Below are 15,005 nucleotides of genomic sequence, written 5' to 3'. Positions count from 1 at the left end.
GCAAAGATGGTCTTCATGAATGACCAACCGCGTTCGTACGGTGGCGTCGACGGCGCGCTCCGCGTAGCCCAACGACGGGAGGCGCTGATCGAGGCCGGTCTGGAACTCATGGGCTCCGCCGAGCCCGAACTGACGGTCCGCGGAGTGTGCAAGAAGGCCGGTGTCGCGGCGCGGTACTTCTACGAGAGCTTCACCGATCGTGATGCTCTGATGTCGGCCGTCTACGACACCGTCATCACGGACATCGCCGTTTCAACCCAGGCTGCAGTGGACGCCGCCGAGACCGAACGCGGCAAGGCGCTCGCTGGAATCGCGAATATCGTCCGCACTATCGCGAACGATCCCCGTCGCGGACGTCTACTGTTCTCCAGCGCCCTGACGAGCCCTGTCCTGGCCGAGAAACGCCAAGCGTCGACGACGATATTCATCGGCCTCCTGGCCGCCAACGCGAAGACCTTCTACCGATTGAACGACAGCGGTCATCTGACCCTGACGGCCACGTTCCTGGTCGGCGGCCTGGCGCAGACCCTCAGTGCATGGCTCGACGGGTACATCGACGTGACGGAAGAAGAACTGGTCGCCGAATGTGCGGCGATCCTGCTCGCACCCGCCCTGCCGCCGTCTTGAGCTCCTGCATTCAGTCCCAGATCCCGATGTTGTCGAGGTGAGCGAGAAGTCGAGCAGCGCCGTCGGAGAACTGCAGACTCATCTGCGCGTCCACCTGTTCTCGATCGTGCTTCTCGAACGCCGCGATCAAAGCATCGTGGCTCGATACCGCAAGCTCACCCCAGCCTGGATCCGTCGCGTAGAGACGAGCAGGGGTGTACCGAATCGCGCCGAACAGGAACCATGCCAACTTCGCACCACCCGCAGCGCGATTGATCAGGCGATGGAACTCGAATTCGCACTGCTCGATCGCAGCTGCATCCGAAGCGTCGACCGCCGCTCGCAAATCGGCATTGAGTTCCGCGAGTTCCGCGAGTTGATCAGCGGTGATGCTGTCCATCGCCCGCAACGCCAGCTTGACCGCGATCTGCCCCTGCAACCAGAAGATGTCTTCGATGTCCTGGCGACTGAGGGGCGAGACGAGATAGCCGCGATGCGGAACCAACTCGACCATCCCCTCGCCGCGTAATGCGACGAGGGCTTCTCGCACCGGCGTGACGCTGACCCCGAGGTCGGCCGCGGTTTCGTCCAGCCTGACGAACTCGCCCGGACGGACCGAGCCGGACATGATCAGGTTGCGAACGTGGTTGGCCACGTCCTCCGACAACTGTGGCCGTCTCCTCAGCTCAGATGTCGCCCTCCGAGTGCGTGCAGACGTTGCCACAACCGATCCTCACAGTCCGTACGTTTTGCCGATGATGTCTCGCTGAATCTCGTTGGTACCACCATAAATGGAGGACACAAGAGTCTTTCGCACATGGTGCTCCATGTCGAACTCAGTCGCGTAACCGTACCCACCCATCATCTGCATCCCCTCGAGCGCGACCTTCTTGGCGGTCTCGGTCAGCTTGAGCTTGGCCATCGACGCTTCCCGCGGGAACATCTTGGTCGGGTTGGCGTCGACCATCCTGGCCACGCTGTAGACCAGCAGACGGCCGCATTCGATCTCCGTGGCGAGATCCGCGATCCGATGGCGAAGCGCCTGAAACGATCCGACCGGACGGCCGAACTGCTTACGCGTGGTTACGAATTCGAGGGTGTCGTCGAAAGCGCGCTGCGCGGTCCCGAGCATCATCGCCGCGAGGATGAGGCGTTCTATGTTGAGTCCGGCCATGAGTTGACGCCAGCCGTTGCCTACTTCCCCAACCACCGCGTCCTCGGGCAGAAATGTGTCGGTGAAGTAGAGATCGTTGACCTCCTTGCCGCCCATGGTGTCGATTCCACTGATCTTCAATCCGGAGATGTCGGCCGGGACATGGAACATCGTCAGGCCCTCATGCTTGCCTTCACCTCGGGATGTGCGAGCCACCAGAAGGATGTTCTCGGCGAAGTGCGCGTTGGAGCACCACGTCTTCTGGCCGTTGATCAGCCACCCACCGTCGACCTTCTCGGCGCGGCAACTCAGATTTCCCACGTCGGAGCCCGCTTCGGGTTCGGACATCGAGATCGACTGAGACGCGCCACGGACGATCCCGCCGAGCACTGCCTCCTTCTGGGCCGGACTGCCGAACTTCTCGTATGCAGCCCCGGTGATGACGGTCGGGCCGAGTCCACCGATCGGCGCCATGCCCTTGGCGGCTTCCTCCAGAAAGATGCACAGGTCGACCGTGCTTCCGGCGGATCCGCCGTATTCCTCCGGGACAGTCAGCCCGAGCCATCCCAATTCCGCCATCTTCTCGTAGAACGCCTGGTTGTGGTTATGGGCGCCGTGATCGGTCAGCAGGTCTCGCTGCTCACGGGTACCACTTTCCTTCTTGCAGAACGACGCTACCGACTTGGCGAAATCAGACTGCTCCTGCGTGAAATCCATGTACATCGAAAACTCCCGAGTGAGATGAGGCTGGAGGCTTGTCGGAGCTCGGCCCGACGCATACTGTGACTACCAGCACAGTAAATCACATCACATATATGTGATGCACCGACATGTGGAGGATCTGAAGAACATGACAGAACAGCTCGGCCGCCAGAGCACGTCCACGTCGACAGATCCGAGATCGGACGATCACACTTTCGCGAGCCTCGACCCTCGCAATGATTCCGTGGTCGCGCAGCACCCCATTGCAGACCAGCAGGAGATCGAGAAAGCGGTCGCCGCAGCACGCACGGCGTCGAAGTGGTGGGATCAACTCGGATTCCAAGGCCGCCGGAAGGTGCTCGGCAATTTCCGCGCCGCGATCGCCACTCACGCCGAATCGATGGCGGCGATCATTTCCGCCGAGACCGGAAAACCCAGCGACGACGCACTACTCGAAGTCATGCTGGCCGTCGAACATCTCGACTGGGCGGCACGCAACGCACAGAAAGTGTTGCGCCGCAGACGCGTCGGTGCAGGACTGATCAGCGCCAACCAGTCTGCATCCGTTGGCTACCGGCCGATGGGCGTCGTCGGCGTGATCGGCCCCTGGAACTATCCGCTGTACACACCGATGGGGTCGATCGGCTACGCACTGGCCGCCGGCAACGCCGTAGTCTTCAAACCGAGCGAACTCTCACCAGGCGTCGGCGTCGAATTGGCCCGGCTGTGGAACATCGCCGCACCCGGACACCCTGTCCTGCAGACCATTACCGGTGACGGAAAAACCGGTGCACTTCTGTGTTCGTCCGGTGTCGACAAGATCGCATTCACCGGTTCGACCGCTACCGCAAAGCGCGTAATGGCCGCCTGCGCGGACACCCTCACCCCCCTGGTCGCCGAATGCGGCGGCAAGGACGCCATGCTGGTGGACTCCGACGCCAACCTCGATGCGGCCGTGAGCTTCGCGGCATTCGGGGCAGTGGGCAACGGCGGACAAACCTGTGCCGGCGTCGAACGAATCTACGTCGCAGCGCCCGTGTACGACGCCTTCCTGTCCAAGCTCACCGCCGCGCTACGAGACGCCCACGCCGGCGCCACCGACAGCTCGACCTACGGGCCGATGACGCTGGGAAAGCAGACTGGGATAGTCCGGGGCCAGATCGAAGACGCTCTCAGTCGCGGCGCGAAAGCTGTACTCGGCGGACTTGATTCGTTCAACGGTCCGTTCATCGATCCGATCATCCTGACGGATGTTCCGGAGGATTCCACGGCGATCACCGAGGAGACGTTCGGCCCGAGCGTCGTGGTGAACAAGGTCGCCGACATGAACGAGGGGATCGAACGCGCCAATGCGTCGAAGTACGGCTTAGGCGCCTCGGTGTTCACCAAGAGTTCGTCGAAGGGCCGAGCAATTGCCGAGAAGCTCGAATGCGGTGTCGTCACGGTCAATTCGGTTCTCGGTTTCGCCGGAATCGCCGCCCTGCCGTTCGGCGGGGTCGGCGATTCCGGATTCGGCCGTATCCACGGAGCCGATGGGCTGCGTGAGTTCAGCAGTGTGAAATCACTGGCCGTTCAGAAGTTCAGCGCTCCACTGGACCTGCTGACCATCGAGCGAAAAGCCAGGGACATGAAGATCTCACGTTGGATGCTGGCGAAACGCCACGCGAAGTCCTGAGAGATCAGGCGATCAGCCGGCGGTGACGAGCACCTGCTCGTCGCTGTCGGCTGCTTCGAGTTCACGAACCAGCGGAAGCACCTTGGCCCCGAAGTATTCGATCTCCTCCTGGAAATGCAGGAATCCGCCGAGAATCAGATCGACACCGCGACGGCGATATTCGACGATCCGATGCGCGATTTGTTCCGGCGTGCCGATCAGTTGTGAGCGGAAACCGTCGTTGTACTGAACCAAGTCCTCGAACGTCGAATCCGCCCACATTCCGTCCTTGGACGCGGTCGATGCGCCGGCCTGTTGGACTGCATTCTTGAATCCCTCGACCGCAGGGCGGTTGGCCTTGGCGATGATCTCGCGCAGTGTGTCCTTTGCTTCCGCCTCGGTGTCGCGGGCGATGATGAATCCGTTGAGCCCGAACTTGACCTCCCGATCGTTCTCACGAGCAACACGGCGAACGTCGACCAACTGTTCGGTGACGCCGTCGTAGTCCTTGCCGTTACTGAAGTACCAATCCGAATACCGGCCCGCGTTCTCACGGGCTGCCGCCGAGTTACCACCTTGGAACAGTTCGGGATTGGGGCGCTCCGGAGTGTTGAGAGGCTTCGGCTTCAACGTGAAGTCGTGGATGCGGTAGAAGTCGCCGCGGAAATCGACGTCGTCCTGCGTCCAGATCTTCCGAAGAACCTGAAGGAACTCGGCGCTACGCCGATAACGCTCGTCGTGCTCGAGCCACGGCTCGCCTAGATGTGTGAACTCGTCCTTGAACCAACCACTGACGACGTTGACGGCAAAACGACCGTTCGACAAGTGATCGGCGGTAGCGCCCAGTTTCGCCAACACGGCCGGCTGCCAGAGTCCCGGATGCACCGCGGCGATCACCTTGAGCTTCTCAGTGGCCAGGAGAAGCGCAAGGCTGAAGCTCGTGGATTCGTGCTGGAATTCGGCCCCGTAGCTCGCCTCGTAACGTACCTGGCTCAGGGCGTACTCGAAGCCGTTGTTCTCGGCGGTCTGTGCCAGCTTCTTGTTGTACTCGTAGTCCCAGCTGGTCCGCTGCTCGATGTCGGAGGTGACCAGACCACCACTGACATTGGGCACCCAGTAGGCGAACTTGATCTCGTCGGCGATACGTTCAGTAGACATGAAACCCAGCAAACATGCAGTTCCCAGTGGTTTCCAGGGTAGCGATCACACAGGTTGTAAGTGTTGGGTGGGTGCTGCGACTGTGAAACGGTGGCAGCATGACTGCTGTGGACATTCAGGAGATCGCGCACCGCATCACCAGCGAGGACGAGGCGCTCTCGGTGGCGTCACAGCTGTCCGACGAGTTCGCGGCAGGTGCCGGAGTCCGCGATGCGCAGCGCCTCCTTCCCCACGACGAGGTTCGCACCCTGGCGCGGTCCGGCTTGCTCGGACTCTCGGTGCCGAAGGAGTTCGGTGGCATCGACGCAAGCACCGAGACGTTGGCCGAGGTCTTCCGCCTACTCGCCGAGGGCGATCCCAGCATCGCGCAGATTCCGCACAGCCACTTCACTTTCCTGGAAGCGCTCCGGTACCAGGGGTCTAACGAGCAGAAGCAGTTCTTCTACGCCGAAGCATTGTCGGGCAAGCAGTTCGCCAACGCCCAGAGCGAGCGCGGCAACAAGACCATCGACATCGACGGCACCACTCTCACCCCCGACGGGGAAGACTTTGTGCTCGAAGGTCGAAAATTCTATTGCACCGGAGCGCTTTTCGCAGATTGGATCGTGGTGCGTGCCGCCAATGCGGATCAATTCACCGAGACCGGCGCACAGGTGAAATCCGCGGTCTACCTACCCCTGAATACTCCCGGACTGTCGATCGTCGACGACTGGGACGGCATGGGACAGAAGACAACTGCAAGCGGAACCGTGACCCTGGAATCCGTTTCGGTACCGCAGTTCAATGTCGTACCCTTCACGTCGCTCTTCACTCACCCGACCACCTACGGAGCACAGGCCCAGATCCTGCACGCCGCGATCGACACCGGCATCGCGTCGGCTGCACTGCGTGAATCCGTGAAACTCGCGGCAAAGGCGCGTCCCTTCTTCGAGGCGAAAGTCGATACAGCGGTGGAGGATCCACTGCTCGTTCAACTCGCCGGCGAAGCGGCAATCGAGGTTCGCGCTGCCAGATCCCTCTTGGCGGAAGCAGCGCGATCGATCGACGTGGCGCGTCGTGATCCCACCGAGGACTCCACGGCCCGAGCATCCATCGACGCTGCAACTGCCAAAGTGGTCGGTGCCAGGGCGTCATTGGCGGCCACGAGCACTTTGTTCGAGATCGGTGGCACCAGAAGCGCAGGCGAATCGGCGAACCTCTCGCGGTTCTGGCGTGACGCGCGCACGCACACCCTGCACGATCCGACGAGGTGGAAGGTCCAGCACATCGGCCGGTGGACACTGTCCGGGACAATCCCACCGCGGCACGGGCTGCTGTGAACACACTCAGTCGGAGTTCATATATCCGCTGATCAAGACTTCCAGTCCTTCCAAGTAGCTCTCAGTCGTCGTCCCTCCCGGCCAGTCCTCGAGCACCTCACTGAGCACCGGCAGTTTCTCGGGCCCGATTTCTCGGATCTTGACCGCGAGAGGTGACACGCTGCCTTCCGGTCGCGTAGTGGTGTCGTAGATGTTGAGCAATGCGCCGAGTGTGTAGTTCCACAGCGCTCGATAGATCAACAGTGCGCGACGAGGTGACATACCGAGTTCGACACACGCGGCCATCGCCCGATCGACCAAGACCACAGCGCCGCTCCCACCACGGCCACCGCGCTGAAGCAACTCGATGATCCAGCGCTCCGACGCCAGCGTTTCGAAGATCGCGGTGAAGATCGTGCGAAGCCGTTCGACCTGATCCTGCGGCAGGACCAGCGCGCCGAGATCTTGTGAGTACACATCGAGCACCGCGCTGATCAGCTGTTCCTTGTCGCCCACGTGCCGGTACAGCGCCATCGGCGTGGTGCCGAGCGACTTCGCCAACGCTCGCATGCTCAACGCGTCGGCGCCGCCGGTCTGTAGCTGCCGTTTCGCCTCGTCGACTATCTGCTCCGACGTGATCGTCGGGGGACGTCCGAGCCGCGGTGATCTCGGTTCCATCTTTTCGGCCATCCGTCGATTGTGCGCGCCCCTGCTACGACGCTCTCGCCCGGGGAACCCCTTGCATCTCAGTCGCCAGCAAGGTAAACCTAACTACTTATGAGAACGCGTATACAAATTAGGTACCTGCAATGACAACAACAACTCGAGCGGTAGCCGCACCGGCTCTGGTCCTCACAGCCGCCGCGGCAGCGCAGTTCCTGGTGGCCTTCGACATGTCGGTCATCAACGTCGCGCTGCCCGACATCCAGGAATCGCTGAACTTTTCCGACGCCGGGTTGTCCTGGGTCGTCAACGCGTACGCCCTCGCCTTCGGCGGACTGCTGCTTCTCGGCGGTCGTCTGTGCGACGTGATGGGCACTCGTCGAGTTCTGGTTTCCGGGCTTCTGCTGTTCGCCCTCGTCAGCATCGTCGGCACCTTCTCCGTGTCCGCCGAAATGCTTGTCGGAGCTCGGGCGCTTCAAGGCGTCGGCGCTGCACTGATCGCGCCGGCCGGGCTCGCCGCCCTCAGTCAGGCCTTTCCCACCGGACGCGCCAGGGCCAAGGCATTCGGCATCGGCGCAATGTCGTCAGCACTGGGCGGCGCACTCGGTGTCGTCCTGAGCGGCATTTTGACCGAAGGGCTCAGTTGGCGATGGGTGATGTTCGCCGGCGCACCAGTGGCCCTGATCGCCGCAGTTGCCGGTGCCCGCGGCCTGCCGGCCGGCCAAGCCGCCAGAGGCGGCTCTCTCGATCTCCCCGGAGCCATCTTGGCGACGGCCGGAATCACCGCCCTTGTCGGCACAGTGATCGCCACGGAATCACATTCCTGGACTTCAGGTTACGTGCTGGGTGGATTCGCGCTCACGATCGCGCTGCTCACTGCTTTCGTTGTGGTCGAAAGCCGCTGCGCCACACCACTGGTACGACTGTCCACCCTGCTTCGACCCCGAATCGGACTGGCCAACGCCATCATGTGCCTGGTGTGCGCGGCACAGTTCAGCGCGTTCTTCTTCGTCTCACTCTTCCTGCAACGCGGGCTGGGCTATTCACCGACCACCACCGGTCTGGCTTTCCTGCCCTTCTGCTTCGGCCTGGTGATCGGCATCCTCGCGTCCACCAAACTCCTTCCGCGCTACGGAGTTCGACCGCTGCTCGTAGTCGGGACAGCAGTCGCCGCAATCGGAACTTTCATGTTTTCGACCATGAACCTCGACAGTCCCTTCTGGGCCGTCATCCTGGTGCCTTCGCTTCTGGCGAGCATCGGCATCGGTCTGTCGTTCATGCCGCTCAGTAACGTCGCCACCGCCGACGCTCCCCCCGAAGAAGTCGGCATGGCATCCGGGCTACTGAGTACATCGCGTCAGATCGGCGGTTCACTCGGACTAGCCGTTCTCGTGAGCGTCGCCGCTTCCTCGACGGCACGTTCGGACAGCGCGCCGACCGAAGCACTGGTTTCCGGATACTCCCAAGCCCTCTTCGTCTGCTCCGGCCTACTGCTGGCCGGTACCCTCCTGTCCTTCTTCTTCCCACGAATGGATCGTTGACCTCAGATGTTCACCACCCGAACCGCATTCGGCATCGTCTCGGCGCTTCTCCTGACCGTCGCCGGCGCAAGCGCGTGCAGCAGCTCCGCCGAGTCCGACACCGCCTCTGCAACTCGCTCCGTCACCCACGAACTCGGCACCGTCGAAGTTCCGGCCTCACCGCAGCGCATTCTCGCGCTCGACGAGTACGCGGGGTTGAGTGCACTCGCACTCGGCGTGAAGCCCACCGTCGTCTACAGCACCCTGCGATCGGACGTCGCCAAGTCGATCCTGCGCGAGCAGGGCGTCGAAGTTCTCGACAAGCCAACCTTCTTCGCCAACCCCGCCGTCGAGGAGATCGCGTCCGTCGAACCCGATGAAATCTTGATGAGCAATGCCGGTCCATTACCGAGCCTGTTCGCTCAGATCAACGCCGTGGCGCCAACCTTGGTCCTCCCGTACTCGGCGCCGTGGCGTGACGTGCTCGAACAAGCTGGGGCACAGCTCGATCGAGGCAGTGAAGCAACCGCCATGATCGGAAAGCTGGAATCCGGTCTCGAAGACGTCAAGTCCGCGGCTGCCGGCCAGAGCCTTGCGATCCTTCTCGGCTACAGCGGAAACCTGTTCACCGTGCCACCGACCACTCCCATCTCCACACTGGTCACCGAGGCCGGATTCACCAGGCCGGCATCGGAAATCAACGCGACCAACAATCAAGACACCGGCACGATTTCGCCCGTCTCACCTGAACTCCTACCCGAGCATGCGGCGCAGACCGTCGCCGTACTTTCCGGGCAGCAGTACGACGCATCCATCGTGCGAAACACTCCACTGTTCGACAACCTGACACCCGATCCGGCGCACGCTCTGGACGTCAGCGGTGATCTCTGGTTCGGCAGCCATCCTTTTGCCATCTACTGGATCATCCAGGATCTGGACGGCATCGCACATGGCAAGGGGCAGAACAGTATCGGAACCCTCGACAGCGCCGACGCGCGATGGGCGGCATTCAGCGCGCTCTGACGTCCTGACGAAAGGTCAGCGGAGAAACACCCACCCGGGTGGCGAAGAACTTCGTGAAGTTCGCAGAATCGTCGAACCCCAACTTCGACGCCACCTGGGTGACCGTGTCCGTGCCGAAAGACAGCAGACGTTTCGCTTCGAGAACCACACGCTGATCGATGTACTGCTTTGCCGTCATCCCGGCAGCGGCTCGGGTGGCCCGCAGCACAGTCTTCTCGGAGTACCCGATCTTGTTGGCGTACTCCGAAACCGAACGGACCGTGGCGAAGTCACGTTCGACAACGGCATGAAACCTTTCGAACACGTCATTGTGCGCCAGCACGGAACTCTGTTCCTGTCCACCGAGATGGGTCAGTTTCAACAGAATTGCTGTCAGCGTGTGCCGCAGAATGGCCGCGCGAACGACCGGCGCGGAAGTATCCGGGCAGCCGTAGTTCAGGTTCAGGTGTTTCATACCCGTGCTGATGGTCTCGAGGTTCTCGCCGGACAACTGCCACGCTGCCTGCCGACTGCGAGCGTTCCCGTCCAACAACTGCTGACTGACGGCATCGAGCGACGAGGGCGTGAACAGAACAACCGTCGCCTCGAAATCCTGGATTCGCCCCCACTGTTGCACCTGCCCCGGTCTGACCCAGAACACGGTCCCCGGGCTCACCGCGTAGTTCACGAAGTCGATGGTGTGTAGCGCCGAGCCCTCGGTCACCAGAGCGAGCAAGTGAAATTGCGGACGTTGGGGGCCGACGAACTCTGCGCTTCCCCCGTTGATGCGAATGGTGTCCAGGCTGAGTACTTCGATCTCGGTCGCATCTGCCACCGACGATGCGTACCCGACGTCCCGGACGGGTACTTGTCTGTTTTTCACTAGTTCGGGACTCATCTTCACCGTGACCGAATACCCGAATGCGACATACCGTCAGGGTATCAATCAGTTCACGCTCGGATAGGAATCTTCCAGTGCAGACATCACGCTCGGAAACAGCAGGCAAGACGCAACTCACCTACGTCTTCGACGCCTATTGCGGGTGGTGTTTCGGCTTCGGCCCTGCGTTGACGGAGTTCGTCCGTCAAAATGCCGATTCCATCGACTTGTCCGTGGTCAGCGGCGGACTGTTCACCGGTGAGCGCGTCGCGCCCATGTCTTCGGCTCAGTACCTGAAATCAGCCAACGCCACCATCGCCGCCCAGACCGGCGCTGTCTTCGGTGACGGATATTCACAACTGGTGACTGATGGGCGGTTCGTCATGGATTCGACGGTTGCAGCGATCGGACTCGCCGCACTGCGCGCGCAAGATCCGACACGCGCCCTCGACATCGCGGAGGCCATGCAGATCGCGTTCTACCGAGACGGTCGCAGCCTTTCCGATCCCGAGACGTACCGATCCATCGCGGAATCCCTCCAACTCGACCCATCTGCCGCGGTGTCTTCCCTGTTCACCGCCGCCTCGAAGGATGCCGCCCGCGCTGATTTCGTCCGAGCACGCAGGCTCGGCGCCACTTCGTTTCCGACGCTGTTGTTCCACGGGAGCGACGGGTCCGTCGTGAAATTCGGTTCTCCGACCAGTACCGCGGCCGATCTCACCCGCGACCTGAACACGTGTGTGCGGGCGTATGCGGTGGCTTGACCCACCCACCTTGCGAGCGAAAGGTACGCCCGGCGCCTTCAGTACGCCGAACGTACCTTTCGCTCAGCGTGACTTCACCCAAATCACTTCGGCCCCCCTTCTGGTTTGATGAACACCGAACGAATCGCACCAAAGGGGAAACGACAGTGGTTTCAGATCCGATCACGGGCCTGGAGATGGAACTTGCCGACATGTGGCAACGAGGACGCGCCCAGGCGCGCACCTATGCGCGCGCAATTCATCCCAAACTCGATCCGGCGCTCTACCCGGTTCTGGTCATCCTGAACCGTTCGGATGCGGTGCGGATGTCCGACCTGATCTGCACCCTCGATATCGAGAAGTCCACCTTGACCAGGCAAATCGACGCCGCAGCTCGACTCGGCCTGGTGGAACGGATCCCCGATCCCGACGACGCTCGCGCCAAGTTGGTAGCTCTGACCCCTGAGGCGCGAACGAAGCTCACGACCATCCGCAATCACCAGATAGATCGCTGGCGCGCCCGACTCGCGAAATGGGATACGGACGACATCACCACGCTGACAGCGCTGCTTCACCGACTGGGCAGTTCCGAGGACTGACGACAAAGTAATCGTGATGGGCAGCCCACTCGAACAGCCGGACGATTTACGCCGTCACGACAATTCTGCAGCAGCACGCAGAATCAACTGGGTGACCTCGTGCGGGTGGGACGCCAAGGATGCATGGCCTGCGTCGAGTTCCTCGATCTCGCGGGCACCGATACGCTCTGCCATCCATCGCTCGGTTTCCGGCGGAATCATTCGGTCCTGCCCTGAAACCTGATACCAACTGGGCTTCCCGCGCCATGCCGGCGGCCCTGACGGGTCCGAGAAGCACTGACCCGCAATGGGTTTCTGCGTCAGCGCCATGACCAATGCTTCGGTGTCGTCGAGATCCTGACTGAAACTCTCCTGAAACTTGTCCGGGGCGATCCACAAGAAGCCCTCGGCGTCCGGCGCGATGTTCGCCGCGCCCGCCGGCTGATCCGTGCGGGCGAAGATACTTCCCAGGCTGTCACCCTCGTCCGGCGCAAAGGCAGCGATATATACCAGTCCCACAACGTTTTCCGCATGACCCGCGCCTGTGATCACCGCGCCGCCGTACGAGTGTCCGACCAGCAAGGTCGGGCCGTCCATCGATTCGGCCACCTTCCTGGTCCGGTCCACGTCGTCGGCGAGCGAAGTAAGTGGATTCTGGACCGCAACCACTCGATGCCCGGCGTTGTGCAGGGTGGGTATGACGTGACGCCAATGAGAACCGTCTCCCCAGGCTCCATGCACCAGAACGATGTTTACCTTCTCTGCCATGACCAACTCCTCCAGATACGCAGTGCGACGAATAATCCGACGATCGGCAAGCCTTCGAAACCCAGACCTTGCCTGTTACCCACGTTAAGGGGATCCTGGATCAATAACCATGACCAGATTGCCAAGTTTTTGTGCAGAAACGCCGAATGCTCGAGACCATCGGAGTGATCGATCCATGAGGACAACATCATCACAGCGGTACGTACCCACCACCGACGAGACTCGAACCCGGGACACCCTCTCGCACGTTCTCGAAGTCGTCCACCTTCGCGGTGATCAGATTCATCGCTGCGTCCACGGCGAGAACTTCACCGTGGAGGTACCCACTGGGGTGCGAGCACTTCACATTGCCGAGCACGGTGACATCGTGATCAGAACGCAGGGCAAAGCCCCGATCGAACTCGGCCCCGGGGAACTCGTACTGTTACCCCATGGGCATGCTCATACGATCGAGAATGCGATGCCGATGCACACGAAAAACGAAACATGTTGGCTTTTCGGTACTTTCACACTCGACGACGTCGCAGCGCAGCGACTGCTGTCCGTTCTGCCGGACTTCGTCGAACTGCGCGCGACACAAGGAACCCCGGTCGAGTGGCTCGAGGTGAGCAGCCGACTGTTGGGCGCCGAGGTGGACGATCCGAAACCTGGTTCCTCCGTGATGGTTTCCCGGATTCTCGACCTTCTCTTCGTCCAGATCCTCAGAGCGTGGGCTCGAGCGGACGGATCGAACGGCGGATGGTTGACCGCAGCAATGGATCCACGAATCGGGCAGGCCCTCGAGGCCGTCCACAACGACCCGTCACGCAACTGGACCATCGACGAACTGGCGACGCTGTCCACCCTGTCGAGATCGTCTTTTGCGGAGCGCTTCTCGCGACTGGTCGGCCAGACGCCCGGCACTTACATCACCGAGCGCCGACTCGACCGTGCCGCCGAACTACTCGTGCAAACCACCGAGCCGGTCGGAACCATTGCGATAACTGTCGGCTACGAATCCGATGCCGCGTTCAGCCGCGCCTTCCGTCGACGATTCGACGCCTCGCCGTTGAACTGGCGAAAGTCCAACTCCCACAATCACTGACGTCAGGTCGCAGCGATTACGCCTGCGACCGGGATCCGGCCGAGAACTGCAACGCGGAAGTCCACCATCGCGCGCTCCACGTGATTGGCGCTCGAGACCACAACCACGCCGGTCGCGCCTCGATCGGCGAGAATCCGCGCAGAGTTGATCGCATTCTCGACCGTCGACCACGAAGTTCCCTCTTCGGTGATCCGGCCCGGGTTGACGCCGTTGGCAACGAGCCATTCGCGCATCGCCCTGGCTTCCGTTACTCCGGCCTTCGGAGCCCCACCGCTTGTGATGATCGGAGACTGCGGGTACTGACGGGCCAGCTGGAGCGCCGCCTGAAGCCGGTCGACCAACATCGGACGCATCGTGCCGTCGTCGAAGAGGCCGGCACCCAAGACGACGATGTTCGTGCCCCCGGGGTTTAGGTCGAGCAGCACGGGCGACTGGCGTGTCAGCGTCTCAGCACTCGTGCACGCGAGAATGAGAGACCGCACCGGTGTTTGGCAGCCGCCCACCGTCGACAGGATGCCGTTGACGACCGTCGTCGGAGTGATGTCGGCACTCGCTGTCGCCGGCGACAATCCCACTCCGGCTGCGGCGATTACCGAAGCAGCAATCAATCCCTTCGTCAGAGACCTACGAACATTTGCCATGTAGCCGAACCCCCAGATTGTCGATTGTCCAGCCCACGGTAACGAACATTTCGTCGCGATTGCATCATTTGACTCAAATTTACTGTTCACTGACCGTCACACAGATTAAACATAAATATTGGGCAACAATTCGGGTTCGAAACCGTCATCTACCAGCATCTCGAATCGACGCGCCTGCCGCGTTACCGATCTGAGCTGCAGCATCCCCGAGCAGGCCGGCGACACTGAACGGCAACAATTCGTTGTTGCAGATCACGATGTTGCATCCGGGTGTTCCTGCTCGCCCCGTCCCGACCATCGTGTCGAAGATCAATTCGGGGTTCGCGAAGCCGACGAGCTGTGACGGATCGTCGATGAGCGGACCACCCGACCCATGCACGGGAGGCCCGACGTACGGCGGCGGTGGAACGTCCACGATCGAAGCGACGACAAGCCGCAAGAACTCCTGGAGATAGAGATCCCGAGGCGCGTTCTGCCACACCGGATGCGAAACATACTTGCTCACCGGCGCATTCACGGAGTAGAAGTCCTCGCCCGCGTTCACCCAGGTCAAGA

At 61.6% G+C, this 15,005-nt stretch carries 17 protein-coding genes; 8 read left to right on the top strand and 9 right to left on the bottom strand.

Annotated features, from left to right (window positions below; all coding sequences use genetic code 11):
• The first annotated feature begins 6 nt into the window (after positions 1–6).
• The gene (locus PCS43_RS08910) at positions 7–627 is read left to right on the top strand and encodes a TetR/AcrR family transcriptional regulator (RefSeq protein WP_007730794.1); all 621 of its coding nucleotides are present in this window, start codon (positions 7–9) and stop codon (positions 625–627) included.
• Between the two features lie 10 nt (positions 628–637).
• Here PCS43_RS08910 and PCS43_RS08905 read toward each other — a convergent pair whose 3' ends face one another.
• Together PCS43_RS08905 and PCS43_RS08900 are read right to left on the bottom strand one after the other, a co-directional pair.
• Complete coding sequence (locus tag PCS43_RS08905) at positions 638–1,330, bottom strand: GntR family transcriptional regulator (RefSeq protein ID WP_054781111.1); 693 nt, start codon at positions 1,328–1,330, stop codon at positions 638–640.
• Positions 1,331–1,339: 9 nt separating this feature from the next.
• A complete protein-coding gene (locus tag PCS43_RS08900) occupies positions 1,340–2,482 on the bottom strand; it encodes an acyl-CoA dehydrogenase family protein (protein WP_007730792.1) in 1,143 nt (380 codons plus the stop codon).
• A gap of 127 nt (positions 2,483–2,609) precedes the next feature.
• On the opposite strand from PCS43_RS08900, the gene PCS43_RS08895 reads away from it, so the two are divergent.
• Positions 2,610–4,136, top strand: coding sequence for an aldehyde dehydrogenase family protein (locus PCS43_RS08895; RefSeq protein ID WP_065455056.1), 1,527 nt, complete (start codon positions 2,610–2,612; stop codon positions 4,134–4,136).
• A 12-nt stretch (positions 4,137–4,148) separates the two neighbouring features.
• On the opposite strand, the gene sfnG is transcribed toward PCS43_RS08895, so the two are convergent.
• Entirely contained in the window at positions 4,149–5,273 is a 1,125-nt protein-coding gene (gene sfnG / locus PCS43_RS08890; RefSeq protein WP_058226891.1) for a dimethylsulfone monooxygenase SfnG, read from the bottom strand.
• A gap of 98 nt (positions 5,274–5,371) precedes the next feature.
• Here sfnG and PCS43_RS08885 point away from each other — a divergent pair, with 98 nt between their 5' ends.
• Positions 5,372–6,592 (top strand): SfnB family sulfur acquisition oxidoreductase, encoded by a 1,221-nt coding sequence (locus PCS43_RS08885; RefSeq protein ID WP_058226890.1) that lies wholly within the window; start codon positions 5,372–5,374, stop codon positions 6,590–6,592.
• A 6-nt stretch (positions 6,593–6,598) separates the two neighbouring features.
• Here PCS43_RS08885 and PCS43_RS08880 read toward each other — a convergent pair whose 3' ends face one another.
• Positions 6,599–7,261 carry a TetR/AcrR family transcriptional regulator gene (locus PCS43_RS08880; RefSeq protein WP_058226889.1) on the bottom strand — a complete coding sequence of 221 codons (663 nt, stop codon included), beginning with the start codon at positions 7,259–7,261 and terminating at the stop codon, positions 6,599–6,601.
• 119 nt (positions 7,262–7,380) lie between these two features.
• Between PCS43_RS08880 and PCS43_RS08875 the strand changes: the two genes are divergently transcribed.
• Positions 7,381–8,775, top strand: a complete 1,395-nt coding sequence (locus PCS43_RS08875; RefSeq protein ID WP_003942889.1) for an MFS transporter — start codon at positions 7,381–7,383, stop codon at positions 8,773–8,775.
• A 6-nt stretch (positions 8,776–8,781) separates the two neighbouring features.
• The gene (locus tag PCS43_RS08870; RefSeq protein WP_042446360.1) at positions 8,782–9,777 is read left to right on the top strand and encodes an ABC transporter substrate-binding protein; all 996 of its coding nucleotides are present in this window, start codon (positions 8,782–8,784) and stop codon (positions 9,775–9,777) included.
• Here the strand turns inward: PCS43_RS08870 and PCS43_RS08865 are convergent.
• On the bottom strand, positions 9,764–10,591 hold the full coding sequence (locus PCS43_RS08865; RefSeq protein WP_030536057.1) for a helix-turn-helix domain-containing protein: 828 nt from the start codon (positions 10,589–10,591) through the stop codon (positions 9,764–9,766). The genes PCS43_RS08870 and PCS43_RS08865 overlap by 14 nt on opposite strands.
• A 140-nt stretch (positions 10,592–10,731) precedes the next feature.
• On the opposite strand from PCS43_RS08865, the gene PCS43_RS08860 reads away from it, so the two are divergent.
• Positions 10,732–11,400 (top strand): DsbA family protein, encoded by a 669-nt coding sequence (locus PCS43_RS08860; protein ID WP_209910222.1) that lies wholly within the window; start codon positions 10,732–10,734, stop codon positions 11,398–11,400.
• A gap of 146 nt (positions 11,401–11,546) precedes the next feature.
• The gene (locus PCS43_RS08855; RefSeq protein WP_003942924.1) at positions 11,547–11,978 is read left to right on the top strand and encodes a MarR family winged helix-turn-helix transcriptional regulator; all 432 of its coding nucleotides are present in this window, start codon (positions 11,547–11,549) and stop codon (positions 11,976–11,978) included.
• Between the two features lie 54 nt (positions 11,979–12,032).
• On the opposite strand, the gene PCS43_RS08850 is transcribed toward PCS43_RS08855, so the two are convergent.
• Both PCS43_RS08850 and PCS43_RS08845 read right to left on the bottom strand, forming a co-directional pair.
• A complete protein-coding gene (locus PCS43_RS08850) occupies positions 12,033–12,725 on the bottom strand; it encodes an alpha/beta hydrolase (RefSeq protein WP_003943002.1) in 693 nt (230 codons plus the stop codon).
• A gap of 190 nt (positions 12,726–12,915) precedes the next feature.
• Positions 12,916–13,083: a hypothetical protein gene (locus tag PCS43_RS08845; protein WP_225320434.1), complete on the bottom strand. Its 168-nt coding sequence runs from the start codon at positions 13,081–13,083 to the stop codon at positions 12,916–12,918.
• Between PCS43_RS08845 and PCS43_RS08840 the strand changes: the two genes are divergently transcribed.
• Entirely contained in the window at positions 13,006–13,809 is an 804-nt protein-coding gene (locus tag PCS43_RS08840) for an AraC family transcriptional regulator (RefSeq protein ID WP_256670265.1), read from the top strand. The two genes, PCS43_RS08845 and PCS43_RS08840, sit on opposite strands and share 78 nt — an antisense overlap.
• Before the next feature lie 2 nt (positions 13,810–13,811).
• Here PCS43_RS08840 and PCS43_RS08835 read toward each other — a convergent pair whose 3' ends face one another.
• Entirely contained in the window at positions 13,812–14,540 is a 729-nt protein-coding gene (locus PCS43_RS08835; protein WP_209910225.1) for a YdcF family protein, read from the bottom strand.
• Between the two features lie 55 nt (positions 14,541–14,595).
• On the bottom strand, positions 14,596–15,003 hold the full coding sequence (locus PCS43_RS08830; RefSeq protein WP_209910228.1) for a hypothetical protein: 408 nt from the start codon (positions 15,001–15,003) through the stop codon (positions 14,596–14,598).
• Positions 15,004–15,005: the final 2 nt, after the last annotated feature.

The sequence above is a fragment of the Rhodococcus sp. C-2 genome, from assembly GCF_027854095.1.
GTDB classification, from domain to species: Bacteria; Actinomycetota; Actinomycetes; order Mycobacteriales; family Mycobacteriaceae; genus Rhodococcus_F; species Rhodococcus_F qingshengii.
This window is presented reverse-complemented; position numbering and strand designations above follow the sequence as displayed.